Below are 16246 nucleotides of genomic sequence, written 5' to 3' on the forward strand. Positions count from 1 at the left end.
ATTATAATGAAGCTTGGTGGTAAAATAAAGTAGATTTTCTTGTGCAAATTAAGGATTTATAATATTCTTGGTAAGGTTAGTTAATTGAAAATATCTGATTTCCTGAAAAATCAAATTTTAACTTTAATATATAATGAAAATAGAAGACTGGAAAAAGCTACTTTCCATTTTAGATAGTCAATATTCAATTTTTCTACTGGAATACCCAACAATGAAAAATGGTAGAAATAAAAAAATAAGAGAAAATTCGGAAAGGAAGGTATATAATAGTATTCAGCTTTCTTGCAATTGGATTACAGACTATCCAGAAGCCTATCAACTTTTAACAGGTAAGGATAATACTGATTTTGGTAGACATATAATTTGGGATGAATTTTCTAGACCAAATTATTTTGGGAGTGACATGTCTGAATTCTTGGAAAAGATAAAGGATAAAATAAAATCTTTGGAAGAGAAGAGTGATATTGAATAGTAATATCTTTTATTGTGGTTATAAAAAGTCCAGATGAACATATAAAATGAAATTGTAAACCTAGAGTAGGATACTCACTTCAATAATAGAAATAATTCCTTGTTTTGGATAATCACCTGTTTTTAATTTCGAACTTAACACACCCCTATGAGTATCAAAAAAGTAGTAGAAAATGCCTTGAATCTATTGGATAAGGCTGATGATGGAATTGTTCTGATGAACATGTACAATGAAGTAGTGCACCCAGCGGATGCAGCGTTCAAAGGTCAAGTGGTCTATCCCTACAATGCCAAATCATTTATAGAGGAGTCGTTTCGGCAGAATGGAATTGATTTAACCGATAAGGACCTGAGATTTATGTTGATGAAGCTTTTGCTGTCTTTCGAGCAAATGGAAGCCAATAAGGTTAGAAAAAGAAAGGTGAACGAGTTATTAAGGGAAAATGCGATTAGTGAATTTGGTAAACTAATGTAGGTTCTGGTCTCGAATAGAGCAGAAGGTTTTTATCATAGGCTGGTCTTGAATATTTCCGGGCAATTGACTTCCAAATCGTAGTTTTCCGGGCCATTCCAACCTAGTAAACTATGCCCTAGTCTGGTTTTATCCAATTGTATGCACAAAGGTCGGACGGCCTGTCAGATTTAGAAAAATGTGGTTCAAATGCCAAATAACCTTTAAAAGATTTTAGTCCTCAAACCCACAGTAAAGTTTGGTTTCTTGGGGGAAGGATTAAGGCTCAAACTTTATTTATTCAATTTATTCAGATCGTTTTTTCATCTTTTTGACGATCAAATCCACAGCCATTTTGGGATTGAAGCGATAGAGCATATCCAGTAGGGTAGCGTCTTTGCCTACCAAGACCCGAAATTTATTCCGCTCGATCCCATCGATCATGAGGGCTGCTGCCTTCTCAGCAGAAAGGATTTTTGATCCGGCTTCGGAGTTGGTCGAGGCAGTCTTGAGGTCGGAATTTTTCATGATGTTGGTGTTGACAGCACCCGGATGGATGACGGTGACACCGACGTTGGTCCCTTTCAATTCCGAGTATAGCCCTTCAGTCAGGATTTTGACCGCGGCTTTGGAAGCACTATAAACCGTCTGACCGGGAAAAGGGATAAATCCTCCCATACTTGAAACATTGGCAATATGAGCTTCTGGTCTTTTTAGGAGTTCTGGCAAAAAGGCTTTCGTCATATAGAGCGTTCCATAAAAATTAACATTCATCACTTTCTCAATCACAGCATAATCCAGACCCTTCACATCCAAAAAAGGCTGGATAATTCCTGCATTGTTTATCAATCCATCTACTTCTCCCAATTGAGAAAGAACTTGAGATGGCAAATAATGAACTGAATTTCTATCTGTTATATCCACTTCATGAAAAGAAACCCTTTCAATCCCTGCTTGAACAGCAGTTTCCTGAATTCCTTTACGGTTGATATCTACCAAAGCAACCTGAGCACCTTTTCGAACCAATTGAATAGACAACTCCCTTCCCATTCCACTACCTGCTCCGGTAACGACAAAAACTTTATCCTTTACTTTCATTCCCTTTTAAAACAAGTTGGTAGTATCAATCTTTAACCGAGACCTTCACCCTGTCAATATTTTGAATTCTAGCAAAGGGGGTAGACGAATCTCCTTCTCTTTGAGTGGCAATTTTTAGAGAAGCAAAATAAACTCCTGAATTATCAAAGACATAATCCAGATCAAATTCTACTTGTGAGCCGTTGTTAGAAATTACTGCGTTTCCCAAGTCAATCAGGTTTTTGAATTCTCCTGATCCGTCAAAATCCCAAGCGGCATACACCAATTTTCCAGTATTTTTTGGAATTTCCACCTTCGCATGGAAACTTAAGGATTCGCCTTTTTTAATGGTAGTATGATCAGTTCCATTCACAGTGGCATGAACGGTAGCCTGAATCCCTGCCCGCTCATTTGCATGTTCAGGCACTTTTACCTGTCCTCCATCTACTATTTTATATGAAGTACTTGATGCTGGCTCTGTTCCTTTTTCTACCCATTGACTAAGATCTCTTAATGCTTGCTGAAGAACACCCAAATAACTCACTACACGGGTATTGTCATCCAATTGCCCGGAAGCATCCCCATGAATCGCGTGATCCGTGTACCATAAACGGAAATGATCATTGGCTTTTTCTCCCAAATGCTCAAAAACCCGATCTCGATACCAAGCTTGTTGCCAAGGATAGGCTTCTCTATCCCAAAGCGAACCTAACAGGATCATTTTTCCTTCAAACTTCCCTGTTGGCAAAGAACCTGCAGCTCCCATAGTAAAAAACGGACCGATCAAATAGGGTCGTTGGGGATAAATCGGATTTCCCTCAGCATCCCGGAACTGATCCCAGGCCGTGTATTCTGGTCCCGGCACTTGATGCCTGTGGTAGGTCTGAACGGCGAGAAAGTTTGAATTATCCACCTGAACTTGATCACCTGCTTTAATTTTGAAAAGGGTTTCAGGGGAATTTGTAGGCCCAAGGACGACTTTGTTTCCAATCACATCTGTGATTTGAAGCACAACTCCTTCAGCTTCGCCACTTTGAACTATCAAGTCACCTCCCAAAAAGCCTACATTCGGCATGGAGTCTTCCAATTCAAAAGCCACAGGCATTCCTCCTTCTTCTCCTCCCATACTTTTCCAAGCCAAATCGGCACTTCCCCTATCCGCTTCAGAAATAGGTTCTTTGATTCCCGTCGCAATTGCATCATCCAAGTTAATGGAGGCCTTTACCTTAGTCTTTTCCTGAATTCTTGCTTTCAAAAGGGATTCAGGTGGATTTGCTCCCAAATATCCAGGTGTATTCCAAAAATCATTTTCAAAATATCCTTTGTCAGCCATCACAACTCCCTGATACAAAACCAAAAAACCATGGATTCCCATTTCCTTATATCCATACCAAGACTGAGGAGGAAAGCCCATTCGGGTTGCTTCTAATAGAGCTGCTTTTTCCTCCTCATTCAATCCTAAATAGGGATCCCCACTTCCCCCAGGCTCTAATGATGCCACTATTTGAGGGAACTTGTCTTTCAAAATTCGCATGGCATGCATTCGGATAGTGAAAGAATTTGGAATTGCCATGGGAGAACCCATTACAAAAGGAACTACTCCATCCCAAACATTTTTTGTGTTTTCAATACCTCCAACGGTTCGATAAGCTCCACCACTGCCTCCAAATGCATATCCAAAAGGCCTATCCCCGCCATAAAATTCCTGAGCCACTTTTCTGGAAAACTGAGCTGATGCGGCATTCGCTCTATATGCGCCGATAGAGGCATCATTGGCTTGGGGATTTGCAAAATCCGTTTTTCCGCCACCGTTTGTTTCTACAAAATAGGCTCCACTAGAAATTGAAAAACCGATCACATCCTCCTCTCCTTGAGCTCCTTGAGCCAAGTTTTCATTATCTGGGAATGGGGTAATGTATTGGAAAAACCTTCCCTCGTATTGCTCCTTTGGAGGAAAGTAAAAAGAGAATCGAGTCTCAGTCCCTTCAAATCCGCCATGCACGTAACGATGGCGAACTGGCTCATTTCTCCATTCATCAATATCGATGTATGGATGAAGAAACATGGAATCAATTGGAGTATCGAGAATTGGATTTTGGGCAAAACTTGTTTCAAGGGTAAGAAACAAGGAAAGAGAAATTAGAATCCTGAATAAAGTCTTCATAGATAAATGCTTTAGGTTTTGACAAGACCTCCTTTGTGGTCCTCATTTTTTAAAGGGATTTACACCCTTTCAAATTCAGGGCTTAGATAGGCGTTTGGCCTTTGCGGTAAACATCCCCATCAAGGTACCTTCCAGATTGTTTTCATCCTTTTTTCGAAGATCAATGTTGACATCTGTACCCTCTGCAAAAAAGAGAATCGAAATGCTGTCTGGGTTTTCGATCACTTGCTCAATCTGAATTTTTGGTGCAGTGGCATTGGTGGCATCAGACAAGACTCCGGTCAATTTCCCATTTACTCTAGTGAGTGTGGTTTTCAACTTTGCATCCCCATTTGGGGTTTCGAAAACTGAAATTTCCCAAGGACCTGCAAAGAAGTCTTTGGATGCGGTCTGAGAGAATCCCTGGAAAGTCAAGCCCAAGAATAGGAGAATGAATAATACGCTTACTTTTTTCATGATTACTTGTTTTTAGGTTTTATAATTGATTGAAATACTGTGATTTGATTTTTCGAAAAGGGAGTTGGATCCCTAGAAATTACCTAGATCCGTTTGATTATTGCTTTTTACCCTCGAAACTGATCCCCATGGCTTTCATGGTGAGTTTAACCACTTTCTTTTCGGAGTTTCTTCCAAATTCCAAGGCGGTACCGTTTTCACCGGTGAAGCTATCTTCTTTAGCACCGGGAGTCAGAACTCCTTCATTTTCCCCGGCTTTTAGATAGAGTTTTCCAGCTTTTGTCGATATCTCCAAAAATTCAAAAGGAAGTCCGGATATTTTATATTTTCCACTGTAGGCCTTCAGTGATTCTTCGGAAAGCTGTTTGTTGGAAATGGGAGCAGGAGCATTTTTGAGTGCAGCACTTTGGGCTGTTTGAAATTCTAAGTCCATAATCACAAAGAGCGACTGTCCCGAAGCCGCAGCATCGTTTTTGAAGACAAAATAGACATCATGTAAGCCCACAGTCTGGGCAAGTTTAGCCTCAATAGGAGCTGGTAAACTGCCCTGACTCGGTAGTTGAGCCTGGGATTTTACCTCAGCAGATCCGATAATCTTGCCAGATGCGGAACCCAGACGAACCTCAATCGTGCCACCGGCAGCGTTCAATTGGGCTTGTGGAGCAGTCGCTGTGAAAGCAATTTTTTCGATGCCTGTGAGATCCAGATTTTTGAAACCGATGTAGGAACCACTAGTAGAAGCAATGATCACACTCGCATACTTCATTGTGCCCTCAGCAACCTCAGCCTTGCCAGCTGGCATTTTAGCGTTTCGAAGTGTCAGCACTTTTTCTGCGGTGATGGAAGGGATTCCTTGATTGCCCCGGTCCTTATAGGCAGCTCGAACCACATAAATGCCTTCACCCTTGTCACCCTCTGGGATTGCCATCACATAGCTTCCTTTTACAGGTAGGTTTGCAGTAGCCTTTTTCTCTACTCCGAGACTCAGGATATAGTTTACCATTTCCAAGGCATCTGACTCGGATAGTTGAGGATGGGCGCTCATCGGCACCTCTCCCCATACACCACCACCACCGCTGATGACTTTTTTGGCCAGCATCTCGGCAGCCTTGGAATCATTTTGATACTTTTTGGCGATGTCGCTATAGGCCGGCCCCACCGATTTTTTATCAACGCTATGACAAGCTTTACAATCGCTTCCTTCGATCAGACTCAGCCCCTTCATCGTCCCTGCTGCGGCATCCGCTGAGCGGTGTCCTTGTGCAATGGCCACCAAATCATATCCCTCAGGGAGGTAATCAAAACTGATTGCTACTTCTTCAGGCTTGATTTGACCGTTTGCCAAGCTGCCATCTTCTTTGTCAGTCACTTTCACTTCATAGTCAAAGGGCAGACCGGGGAAGAAAAAGGTCTGATTACTTACTGGGGTTTCGAAAACCAAGATCGGTTCTTCATTTCCAGCCAGAATTTCCAAAGACTGACTGGTGCTTCCTCCTTGAGAATCGGTCACAGTTAGCGTGGCTTTGTATACTCCTGGCTGATCAAATGTCACCGTTGGGTTTGCTTCTTTGAATTTGCGTGTATCGCCACCCTTGTCATTGGAAATGCTCCAAACATACTCCAGCTCATCAAAATCCGGATCACTGGTTCCCTTGGAAGAAAACTGAACCGTAAGCGGAATTGAACCTCCTCTTTTATCACTTGCCACTTGTAGGACTGGCTTTCTGTTGCCTCCATTGTATTCTATCTTGATCAGGCGGGCATCGTCATTTTGGGTAAACCAACCGCTGCCATATTCCAGCATGTACAGGTCACCCTCTGGACCAAATTCCATGTCCATGGGATTGGAAAATTTATAGCTAGGCATAAAACGCTCCATGGATTTATAGTTTCCTTCTTCGTCCATCGTAACCGCCAGGATCCAACCCCGCATCCATTCGTAGATCAGCAATTTTCCATCATAGTAGTCAGGAAAGGCCCGTTTTGCATTTTTGAACTGATCCGAATAGAACACCGGACCTGCCATGGCAGATCGGCCACCAGCACCGACTAAAGGGAATTCGACTGATTCTCCATAAGGATACCAGATAAATGCTTTCTGTGCTGGAGGAAGCTGATTGATTCCTGTGTTGTTTGCAGAATTGTTGACTGTTTTTGCGGGATCAAAAAGATCGCCTGACTTACCGGAAGCAAAGTCAAATTGATAGTAGGGCTTATTGTCTCCCACAAAGTATGGCCAACCGAAATTCCCTGCTTTTCTGGCCTGCCCAACTTCATCCTGTCCTTCAGGACCACGGTTTTCGCCTGGCTGAGAAGCGTCAGGACCTACATCTCCCCAATAGAGGTATCCAGTCTTTGGATCAACTGAAATCCGGAATGGGTTGCGGTGCCCCATTGTATATATTTCAGGTCGGGTTTTAGGAGTGCCGGGAGGAAATAAGTTTCCTTCTGGAATGGTATAAGTCCCGTCTTTTTCCGGATGAATTCTCAGAATTTTTCCACGCAAGTCATTTGTATTTGCAGAAGTCATCTGGGCATCGAATGGCTGACGACCGGGACGATCATCCGTCGGGCTGTAGCCATTAGATTGATGGGGATTGATATGGTCGCCTGTTGAGAGGTAGAGATTGCCTTTGGAATCAAAAGCCAGAGATCCGCCTGCGTGACCTGAAATTTCCCGTTGAGTGGCGATTTCCAACATCACTTTTTTGGAATCCATCAGCAACTCATCGCCCTTCATTTGGTAGCGGGCAAGAATATTTTTGGGTTCATTCCCCTCAGGTGAATAATAGAGGTAAATCCAGCCGTTTTCTGAAAATTCCGGATCTCTAGTTATTCCTAGCAATCCGCCTTCATCATTTTCTTTATTTCCCGCCTTGTCTGTCACCATGGTATTAACAGGGATTTTCGCAACCACGGTTGTTTTGCCATTTGCTGGGCTGTATAGCTTCAAATTACCCTTCCGCTCTACAATCAACACCCGACTGTCTGGCAAGACAGTCAACTCCATCGGTTCATCCAGTTTTTCTTCCAGGATCACTTTGGCAAACCTGTTTTCCTCTGGCATTTTTTTGGTTTTCGCTTTGGAATAATCCAAAGGCTTCGGCTTGTCTCCACCCATTGCATAATGCAATCCTGCATGGAGGTGCTTTAAAAACAGGGGATCAGCGAAAGTTTCGTCGGTATGGCCACCGGCAGTATAAAAAGATCGTCCTCCATCAAATTCATGATACCAGGCCATCGGATGATTTTCTCCATTGGTTCCACCCGTGTAGGTTTTTTCGTCGATTTTCAGAAGGACATGAATGTCTGGATGGATATCCTTGAAGGAATAAAATTCATCTTCCCGCTCCCAAAGTTCAGGAAGGAAACTGGTCGAAGGGTGTGTATCATCCGCTCTGATAAAGGTGCCTTTTTGGACATTTTCAGGCATGGGATGGCTCTCAAACCATGCTCCAGCCAGCTTGTTGTACCAGGGCCAACCGTATTCCGTATCTGTGGCGGCGTGGATACCCAAATACCCGCCGCCCGCCTGAATGTAGCGTTCAAAGGCATTTTGCTGCTCGGGGTTGAGCACATCGCCTGTAGTATTCAAAAAAACCACGGCACTGTACTTCTTCAGATTCTCCTCGGAAAATCGGGTGGCATTTTCAGTGGTATCCACTACAAAGCCATACTGCATCCCCATTTCCAAAAGTGCCTTTTGACCGGCTTCTATCGAATTGTGGCGAAAACCTTCAGTCTTACTGAACACCAAAACTTTCGAAGGACCTTGTTCAGAAGAACAACCCAGAAAACTGATGACTACAAATCCTATCAGCAGGATGCCGAGGACAGTTCTGAGCGGATGGAAATTAAAACGAATCATAAGAAATGCTTAGAATTTGATTTGTTGGTAAGATATCGGTCAAGAAAAAGTGGGATTAAATGTCGCAGATTTCAACCCCTTGCTTGAGCGAACCGAGCTTGTCTTCACGCTTTGGAATGAATTCCTGGCCGACGAATCCTTTGTAGCCGGTCTCCACAATTGCCCTCATGATGGCAGGATAGTTCAATTCCTGTGTCTCATCGATTTCATTTCGTCCAGGAACGCCACCGGTATGGTAATGGGAAATGTAAGGATGGTATTTTTTGATAGTGGCAATTACATCTCCTTCCATGATCTGCATGTGGTAGATATCATACAGGAGTTTGAAGCGGTCTGAACCGATCCTGTCTGCCAAAGCGACTCCCCAAGAAGTGTGGTCAGCCATGTAGTCTTTGTGATCTACCTTGCTGTTGAGCAGTTCCATGACTAAGGTTACTTGGTGCTTTTCAGCGAAAGACATCAGGCGTTTTAATCCTATAGCTGCATTTTCCAAACCTTGCTCATCGTCTATGCCGTTTCGGTTGCCGGAGAAGCAGATGATTTGCTTAAATCCCGCTTGGGCTGCCAGAGGAATTACTTCCTCATATTTTTTTATCAAGGCATCGTGGTACTGTGGGTCGTTGAACCCCTTAGGAATGCCCAGGTCAGCACCCCAAGGCAAAGCTGAGGTCAGTCCATATTTGGCAAGTGTTGGCCACTCTTGGGGCCCGACCAGTTCAATGGATTGAAGGCCGATTTCATTTGCAGCTTTACAAAGATCTTCCAGTGGGACCCGATAGCACCAGCGACAAACAGAGTGGTTGATGTTTCCTTTCAGATCAGGGCCTAGGGCATTGTCTGCTGCTTCCAGGCGAAAGGATAGGGAAGTACCAAGAGTAGTTAAAGCGAGGCTTCTGGCAATTTTTTGAAGGCTTCCTCTACGGGAAATTTTAGTAGTCATGGCGGTGGAATTTTATGTCTGTTTTAATATTTAAAACACGTTTCAATTAAGGCTTGGAGTTTTATAATTCTAGTTCGCAACTTCTTCATCTGTTTTTCCCCAACCTATGAGATATAGCGGTACTAATTCCATCATGGCATCCATCGTACCTGGTTTTTCATCTTTCCAAACCGTATGGACAGAGGCCTTATGGCCTTTCATTACAAACTTTTCGATAAAGGCATCTATCTCTGAAAAATTGTATTGCAGTGGTTTTAGTGCCACAATATGGTCCGCCTGATCCTCTTCATAGAGCCAGAATGGAGCATTCATTTCTCGAAGTTGCTTACTGATGTAATTGGACCCGGCGTAAAGATTTCCCTCGATGGAGTATGAGTCAAAAGGCACTTGCATGTCTTTATTCCCATGCATGAGCAACATGGGACTTGGGGTTCTTTTCCAGATTAGGCTGTCTTGAGAAACTATGACTGCTCCAGCATGAGATATCACTCCGGCATAGTTAAAATCCTGCGGAAGGTGCTTGGAACCTTCTCCCTCCGAACTGATTTCATACACTGCATTTAGGCAGGTGATCGCACCAGCACTGCCCCCAGAAATAATGATTTTGTCGGGGTCAATTCCCCACTCTTCAGCATGTTTAAGGATAAAAGCTGTAGCATCAATCAGGTCACTTGTAGCTATGGAAACCGCATGCATTATTTCATCCTGACCTGCTTCCAAACCTGGAGTGATTCCCAAGCGGTAATCCATTAAGATGGATACAAAGCCTTGTTCTGTAAAATGCTTGGCATATTGGATTTGCAAGGCATTGACTCGATTACCTACTGAAAAACCTCCTCCATGAACATAAATTAAAACCGGTTTTTCACCTTCGAAAAGAACATCCTTGTTCACATATTTATCCAAGTGAAGCGAAGCACCATCTTTCTCGGCATACACAAACGTTTCTTTTTCAACTCTGCTTTGTGCATGTGAGCCAAAAACCAAAAAATTTACAAACTGAAGGAATACGAGTGATTTTTTCATTTTATGGAGGTTATATGGATTTGATTTTTTGATTTCTTAGACTTAGTTGACCAAGTCATCCAAATGCTGGTTGGTTTTGAAAAGCTGGATTGCCTTTTTAGTCAACCAAACCAAAAATCCTAGGATCAAGGCAAGAATTAACAAAGCTATAATTGAGAGCAAAATCGGATAATTCAACAGGGTCAGGACCCATTGGATTTTTGATCTTGTTTGGTCTAATTGGGTGATATTGGCCGATAAGTCAGGAGTAGGCTGACTGTAATCGATGTCTTTTATTTTTGGGAGGTATCCTCTCTCTACACTGCTTTCGAGACAAAATATATGAACCTGTTCTACAACATTCCCGGCAAGGATGATATCACGCTCCAGATCCTCCCAACTTAGGGTAGGTGGAATTTGAGTCATTCCTTCGATTTCTACTCCTCCTCCTGTACTTCCGATTGCAACTGCCTTAAGTCCTTTTCCATACAAGGGAATAAATGCCGCCCCATTTGGACCGTAGAAACTGCTGTACAACATAGGGATTTCTAAATCAGACGGTATGTCTAGGATACCAGTTACCCGCTGAAAGACCCTTGAATTGGCTTCCCGCTCATCAAAAAGAAATGGTAGAATGTAACTTTCCAGCGCATAGCCATCTGATTTGATCCTGGAGATCACCTTTTGATAATCGGCAGTGCCTTTTTCTATTCGGGAAGAGTCAAACAGACGTCCGAAAGCCTTTTTCATGGCGGCCCGAGGGTTGTTGGTCATCAATACAATGTCCTCCATACTTGGCTCCAAATCGATTCCCACCCCTGCCCATTGTAGATTGTTGGCCAAGGTCCACTCTTGGAAATCTTCATAACGCTGCAATGCATCAGCCCCGTTTTCCATATTAAACCAATAGCCCTCTTCTTTAGGCAAAAGCAGCCATCCGACCACAGGAATTCCCTCCCTGTTGAGTTGCTGTACCACTCGAACCCGTTCAGGAGAAAAATCAAGTATCCCCATTCGAATTTCTGCCTCCATCGCATGCAAATCGGAAATCACTGTAGAATCAGCAAACAATGCTTCCAATTCCACAGATGGCAGTTCGGTAAAAAAAGAAAGCTTGGGCTTTTGGCCTAGGGCAGGCAGGGACATGATTAGTAAAATGGGAAGGATGATTTTCTTGAAATTCCTGAGCTGTTGTGTAAAAGAAATTTGCGTGTGATTTTTCATTGTTGTTTCTAATGGAGAATTCGAAAGAAGAAATTGAAACAAAATCAATCCGTCAATATGACGGAATAAAAGTAAAGAAAGTTTTTATCAATCCGTCAAATTAACGGAATAAAAAATTTTACCTTTGGTCATGCATTCACAAGAAGAGCTATTAGACTTTATCAAAAACGGCCATAAGCAATATTTGCCGCATGTTTCGATTGATCCGGTAATTTTTGGTTATAGTGATCAAAAGCTTAAAATCTTACTCCTTAAATGGAAGGGATTGGAAGGCTGGGGATTGCCAGGAGGCTACATTAAGCGGGAGGAACCTATTAGCCAAGCAGCCAACCGGATTTTGGAAGAGCGTACCGGGCTAAAAAATGTCTTTCTTCAGCAATTTTACACCTTTGGAGATTCACATTACCGGACGCATGAGCAAAGCCTAAAGGAAATTACTCAAGAACAAGGTGAGGATATTTTGAAAGGAAGTTGGCTATTTGAACGAACGCTGTCCATCAGTTACTTTTCCTTGGTGGATCACTCAAAGGTGAATGTGACCACTGATTTTTTCACCTACGATTACCATTGGTTTGGTATCGATGAGATCCCCGAGCTTTTGTTTGAGCAGAATGAGGTCGTGGACAAGGCCTTGACAACACTTCGCCTTCAACTGTATCATCAGCCGATTGGCTCCAATCTTCTTCCTGAAAAGTTCACGCTTCCTGAAATTCACAGTCTCTACGAAACGATTTTGGACAAAAAACTCGATCAGCGGAATTTTTTGAGAAAGATGATGACATTGGGAATTATCAAGAAACTGGACGAACAGCGGTCCATAGGAGCCCACCGATCACCTTTCCTTTACCAGTTTGAAAAGGAAAATTACGAGGAGGCGCTAAAGCAGGGGATTATCCATGCGAATTGATGGCTAGCACTTTCCGAAAAAGTAACCCGATAAATTGACCTTGATAAACTAAGTCAGGTTAATCGGGTCAATTTACGCCTGTCATGAAATCATGGATTTGGAACCTTAACCTTATCCAATCTCAATTTTCTCAGATGATAGACATGGATCACACAAAATACCACGCTGGCAATGATTAAAGGAAAAGCCATGAGAAAAAATCCATAGAGTGTATAGAAGACGCTAGAGATCAGATGCCAAACTCTAAACTTAGCCATGTCCTTTTTGGAGATGGCATAAAAACCTGCCCCAATAGCCAGGTATCCCATTGTTTCTGCTACCCAATTCATCCTGCTTTGAAATTTTCGAAGGTTCTCTCTTTATAATTGCGTTCTTTAAATTTTGCTTCAACATAGCTTAGCTCTTCTAAAAAATTTGGACTGTCTGAGACTAATTGCTGCATGGTGAGTATCCCTGCCTCCCAATGCTTTTTAAATTCTGGAAGTTTGGACTTGGCTTTTTCTGTAAGCATCAAATTTTGTTTCCTGGCGTCATTTTCATCCTTTTTATTTTGCAGGTAGCCTTTTTCCTTCATGCTGCTGACGATTTTGACAATGGCCGGATGGGACATGTTGAGGGCTTCAGAAATATCAGTAATTGTCAATTCCTCCTTTTTTTCAAAAAGCAGGAAAACGAGATGCCAGTTGGGGCCGATGTCCAAGCCAACAGATTTATAATAATCCCTCGTGCTGTAAAGCAGCTCATCACTCAATCTTTTGAGCCTGCCCGCCAATCCTTCATGGCCTAATAAGGTTAGAAAATCTTCCATACTTCCATTATGTAACCAGTTACACAAATATAATGCAATATTTTACGTAACCGGTTACATTTAATCGAAGCCGATTAAAATTTTTTTATCAGGTATCCCAAAAAACAATCCCAGTGTTTCTTGGAAACTTTACCTATGGAATGCCTTATTCCGGTTTTGTCCAATTGTATGCACAAAGGTCGGATTGCCAGTCAGTTTTAAAAAATTGAGGCTTCCAGCAGAATTTCCTAAAAACAGGGTTTCCTACGGACTGCCTCCCAGTTTTTCAATTCTAATTTTCATCACTTTCCCGGCCATCCTAAATGACCTGCATAAATTTTAACTAAAACCAAAATACTATGGCATTCTCAAAAAAGTACATCGGAAAAGGAAAGCAAGTCGAAAACATGGACATTGTGGAAGTGAGCCTGAATATGGCCGAGCTTCAAAACCACACCTTCAAATATGAAGGAGAAACCTTCGTCAAGTTCAATGTCGCCAAGCTAAAAGAACCTGACCAGTACGGAAAAACCCACACGGTTTACATTTCCGTCAAAGAACCGGATTCGGAAGAATCTTGAGAAAAGCCCTTCGGGGCTTTTTTTGAGGGTCTAGGTTTTCTTACCGAGAAAAATTTGTTTTTGAATAGCTTGAAGTAGGTTTTAACACTAATTCATTCCGGTATTATTCTGACTATTTATTACTTTGACAAAATAACTGTACAAAATGGACATAAATTTTTCTTCAGATAAACCAGTTTCAGCTAAAGCTGATGATAGATTTCAGCGGTATGAATTCTCAAAGAGAATCTCTGAATCCATAGTTCAGAGAGAGAGTTCTGATGGTATCGTAATTGGCTTATATGGTGCTTGGGGGGAAGGAAAGACCTCCATTTTGAATTTTATCAACCAAGAACTCGAATCTCAAGAATCCGTCCTAACCATAAAACTAAATCCTTGGCGATACGGGGACGAAGAGACCCTTTTAAAAAAATTCTTTGGCAAAATTGCTACAATTCTTGGTCGAGAACTAGAGAATCAAAAGGAGAAATTGGGGAATTTCATCTCTAAATATGGTAGCCTCGGCGGAATATTTGGGGTAGATGCCTCTGGAATTGGAAAGTCAATTGCCGATGTTAACCTAGAGGATTTAAAGAACCGAATAGATGAATTTTTGAAGGAAAGTCGACGCAAGCTTGTAATTTTTGTGGATGATATTGATCGTTTAGATAGGTCGGAAATATTCACTCTTTTTAAACTTGTAAAACTGACAGCAGATTTTACCAATACTACATATCTTCTTTCTTTTGATGAACAAATGGTCGCTTCTGCTATTGGAAGTAGGTTTGGTGAAGGAAGTCAAAAATCAGGAGAAAATTTTCTTGAAAAGATTATTCAGGTTCCCTTAAAGGTCCCGCAAGCTCAACCTGATGCACTTAAAAAATATTGCTTTGAATTAGTAGATAAAGCTTTGCATGGTAGTGGGTTAGAGCTTACCAAAGAAGAGGCTCAGCGATTCGTTTCAGTATTTTCAGAGAATGTGTTGTTAAAACTGAAAACTCCACGGTTTGCGGTGAGATATGGGAACACATTGTCCTTTTCTATGCCTCTTCTCAAAGGAGAAGTGAATCATGTCGATCTTATGCTTATTGAGGCGCTGAAAATCTTTTACCCAACTCATTATTTGTTTGTTAAAGACAATCCTCATTTTTTTCTATCCTCCTATGGGGGACAAATGGAATTTGGAGATTCAAGAGAATACAAAGAGAGAGCTGAACTTCTCCAAGAACATTTGAATGAACTATCGAAAGATTTTTCCAGAAGGGAAAGAGAAAACGTTTTTAATCTTTTAAATGATTTGTTTCCAAGACTAAATGAGGCTTTTAATAGTAACTTCTTGCATGAAGGCACAAATATTTGGTTTAAGCATAAGCGAATCGTTTCAACTAGTTATTTTAAAAGATATTTTTCTTATACGGTTATTGAGGGAGAGCTTTCTGATATTCAATTTGATTCTTTCTTCAATTCAATAAATGATTCATCAATAGACGATTTGACAAAGCAAATCGAGAAGTTGATAAAGGATAGTTCTGTTGATAATTTTCTTCATAAGGTCAGAAGTCTAGAAGAGGAACTGCCTTGGAATATTTCAAGAAAATTATCATTGTCGCTTGCTCAAATGGGAGATACGTTCCCAAAAAATGACTCATTCTATTTCAGTTTCGGAATGGATGGGGCTCTTTCTCAAGCAGCAATATTTATTTATCAAATAATGAAGAAGCATGAGAACAGAGACGAATGTTTTGAACTCGCCAGTTCCCTTATGGTAAACCCAGTTCCTATAAAATTCTCCTTTGAAGTCACTAATTGGATTGGAGTAGGAGATACTGAAGAAGAAAAAATATTTACTCCTGATCAGTATGTGAAACTTGAATCAACTCTTAGAATGAGAGCTGTAGAGGATTCTAAGGGAGAACCACTTTTTTTGGCCTATCCTGATCATTCTGGTTACCTACTTCGAATCTGGAGAGATGAAAAACCGAAAGAATTACAAAGCTACCTAAAGAAGATTATCGATAATGATCCAAAGAAAATAAAGGAATTACTTTGGTCATTTACACCTACAGCTAGAAGTTCCAATCATCCAGAGCCTTTTAAGTCAACATTTACTAAAGAATATTATGAATACGTCATAACTTTTTTAGACAAAAAATACATTCATAGAATCTTGGAATCCTCTTTTGGGGAAGAAATTTCAAAAGAAAAAGCAAAGTTTAATGATCGATATGATAATAGTCAAACTGATATTAACATTCTAAGACAATTTGAGCATTGGTACAGTTTAGATGTTGCTCAAAGTGAATAAAGGCCAGCTCTCTATTAAAATTTTTTTAGTC

Annotated in this window: 14 protein-coding genes; 5 read left to right on the top strand and 9 right to left on the bottom strand. The window is 41.4% G+C overall.

All coding sequences use genetic code 11. From position 1 onward, the window contains the following. The first annotated feature begins 133 nt into the window (after positions 1-133). Together CLV31_RS00670 and CLV31_RS00675 are read left to right on the top strand one after the other, a co-directional pair. Positions 134-472: a hypothetical protein gene (locus tag CLV31_RS00670; RefSeq protein WP_111390951.1), complete on the top strand. Its 339-nt coding sequence runs from the start codon at positions 134-136 to the stop codon at positions 470-472. 147 nt (positions 473-619) lie between these two features. After that, a complete protein-coding gene (locus tag CLV31_RS00675; RefSeq protein WP_111390952.1) occupies positions 620-946 on the top strand; it encodes a hypothetical protein in 327 nt (108 codons plus the stop codon). A gap of 282 nt (positions 947-1228) precedes the next feature. Here CLV31_RS00675 and CLV31_RS00680 read toward each other — a convergent pair whose 3' ends face one another. The 7 genes from CLV31_RS00680 to CLV31_RS00710 all read right to left on the bottom strand — a co-directional run bounded on the left by CLV31_RS00680 (position 1229) and on the right by CLV31_RS00710 (position 11578). Further along, a complete protein-coding gene (locus tag CLV31_RS00680; protein WP_111390953.1) occupies positions 1229-2020 on the bottom strand; it encodes an SDR family NAD(P)-dependent oxidoreductase in 792 nt (263 codons plus the stop codon). Between the two features lie 25 nt (positions 2021-2045). After that, positions 2046-4163 carry a hypothetical protein gene (locus tag CLV31_RS00685; protein WP_111390954.1) on the bottom strand — a complete coding sequence of 706 codons (2118 nt, stop codon included), beginning with the start codon at positions 4161-4163 and terminating at the stop codon, positions 2046-2048. Positions 4164-4238: 75 nt separating this feature from the next. Further along, on the bottom strand, positions 4239-4619 hold the full coding sequence (locus tag CLV31_RS00690) for a hypothetical protein (protein ID WP_111390955.1): 381 nt from the start codon (positions 4617-4619) through the stop codon (positions 4239-4241). A 97-nt stretch (positions 4620-4716) separates the two neighbouring features. Then, on the bottom strand, positions 4717-8487 hold the full coding sequence (locus tag CLV31_RS00695; protein ID WP_111390956.1) for a ThuA domain-containing protein: 3771 nt from the start codon (positions 8485-8487) through the stop codon (positions 4717-4719). A gap of 55 nt (positions 8488-8542) precedes the next feature. Continuing rightward, on the bottom strand, positions 8543-9427 hold the full coding sequence (locus CLV31_RS00700) for a hydroxypyruvate isomerase family protein (RefSeq protein WP_111390957.1): 885 nt from the start codon (positions 9425-9427) through the stop codon (positions 8543-8545). A gap of 69 nt (positions 9428-9496) precedes the next feature. Then, complete coding sequence (locus tag CLV31_RS00705) at positions 9497-10453, bottom strand: alpha/beta hydrolase (RefSeq protein WP_111390958.1); 957 nt, start codon at positions 10451-10453, stop codon at positions 9497-9499. A gap of 42 nt (positions 10454-10495) precedes the next feature. Next, positions 10496-11578 (bottom strand): hypothetical protein, encoded by a 1083-nt coding sequence (locus CLV31_RS00710; RefSeq protein ID WP_146250843.1) that lies wholly within the window; start codon positions 11576-11578, stop codon positions 10496-10498. A 208-nt stretch (positions 11579-11786) separates the two neighbouring features. Here CLV31_RS00710 and CLV31_RS00715 point away from each other — a divergent pair, with 208 nt between their 5' ends. After that, positions 11787-12563, top strand: coding sequence for an NUDIX hydrolase (locus CLV31_RS00715; RefSeq protein ID WP_111390960.1), 777 nt, complete (start codon positions 11787-11789; stop codon positions 12561-12563). A gap of 89 nt (positions 12564-12652) precedes the next feature. On the opposite strand, the gene CLV31_RS00720 is transcribed toward CLV31_RS00715, so the two are convergent. Together CLV31_RS00720 and CLV31_RS00725 are read right to left on the bottom strand one after the other, a co-directional pair. Next, positions 12653-12892: a YgjV family protein gene (locus tag CLV31_RS00720; RefSeq protein WP_111390961.1), complete on the bottom strand. Its 240-nt coding sequence runs from the start codon at positions 12890-12892 to the stop codon at positions 12653-12655. Next, a complete protein-coding gene (locus tag CLV31_RS00725; RefSeq protein ID WP_111390962.1) occupies positions 12889-13371 on the bottom strand; it encodes a MarR family winged helix-turn-helix transcriptional regulator in 483 nt (160 codons plus the stop codon). Before CLV31_RS00725 ends, CLV31_RS00720 begins: the two co-directional genes overlap by 4 nt. Before the next feature lie 338 nt (positions 13372-13709). Here CLV31_RS00725 and CLV31_RS00730 point away from each other — a divergent pair, with 338 nt between their 5' ends. Then, on the top strand, positions 13710-13931 hold the full coding sequence (locus CLV31_RS00730; protein ID WP_111390963.1) for a hypothetical protein: 222 nt from the start codon (positions 13710-13712) through the stop codon (positions 13929-13931). 145 nt (positions 13932-14076) lie between these two features. Then, positions 14077-16215: a KAP family P-loop NTPase fold protein gene (locus tag CLV31_RS00735; RefSeq protein WP_111390964.1), complete on the top strand. Its 2139-nt coding sequence runs from the start codon at positions 14077-14079 to the stop codon at positions 16213-16215. Positions 16216-16246: the final 31 nt, after the last annotated feature.

This window comes from Algoriphagus aquaeductus (genome assembly GCF_003253485.1).
GTDB lineage: Bacteria > Bacteroidota > Bacteroidia > Cytophagales > Cyclobacteriaceae > Algoriphagus > Algoriphagus aquaeductus.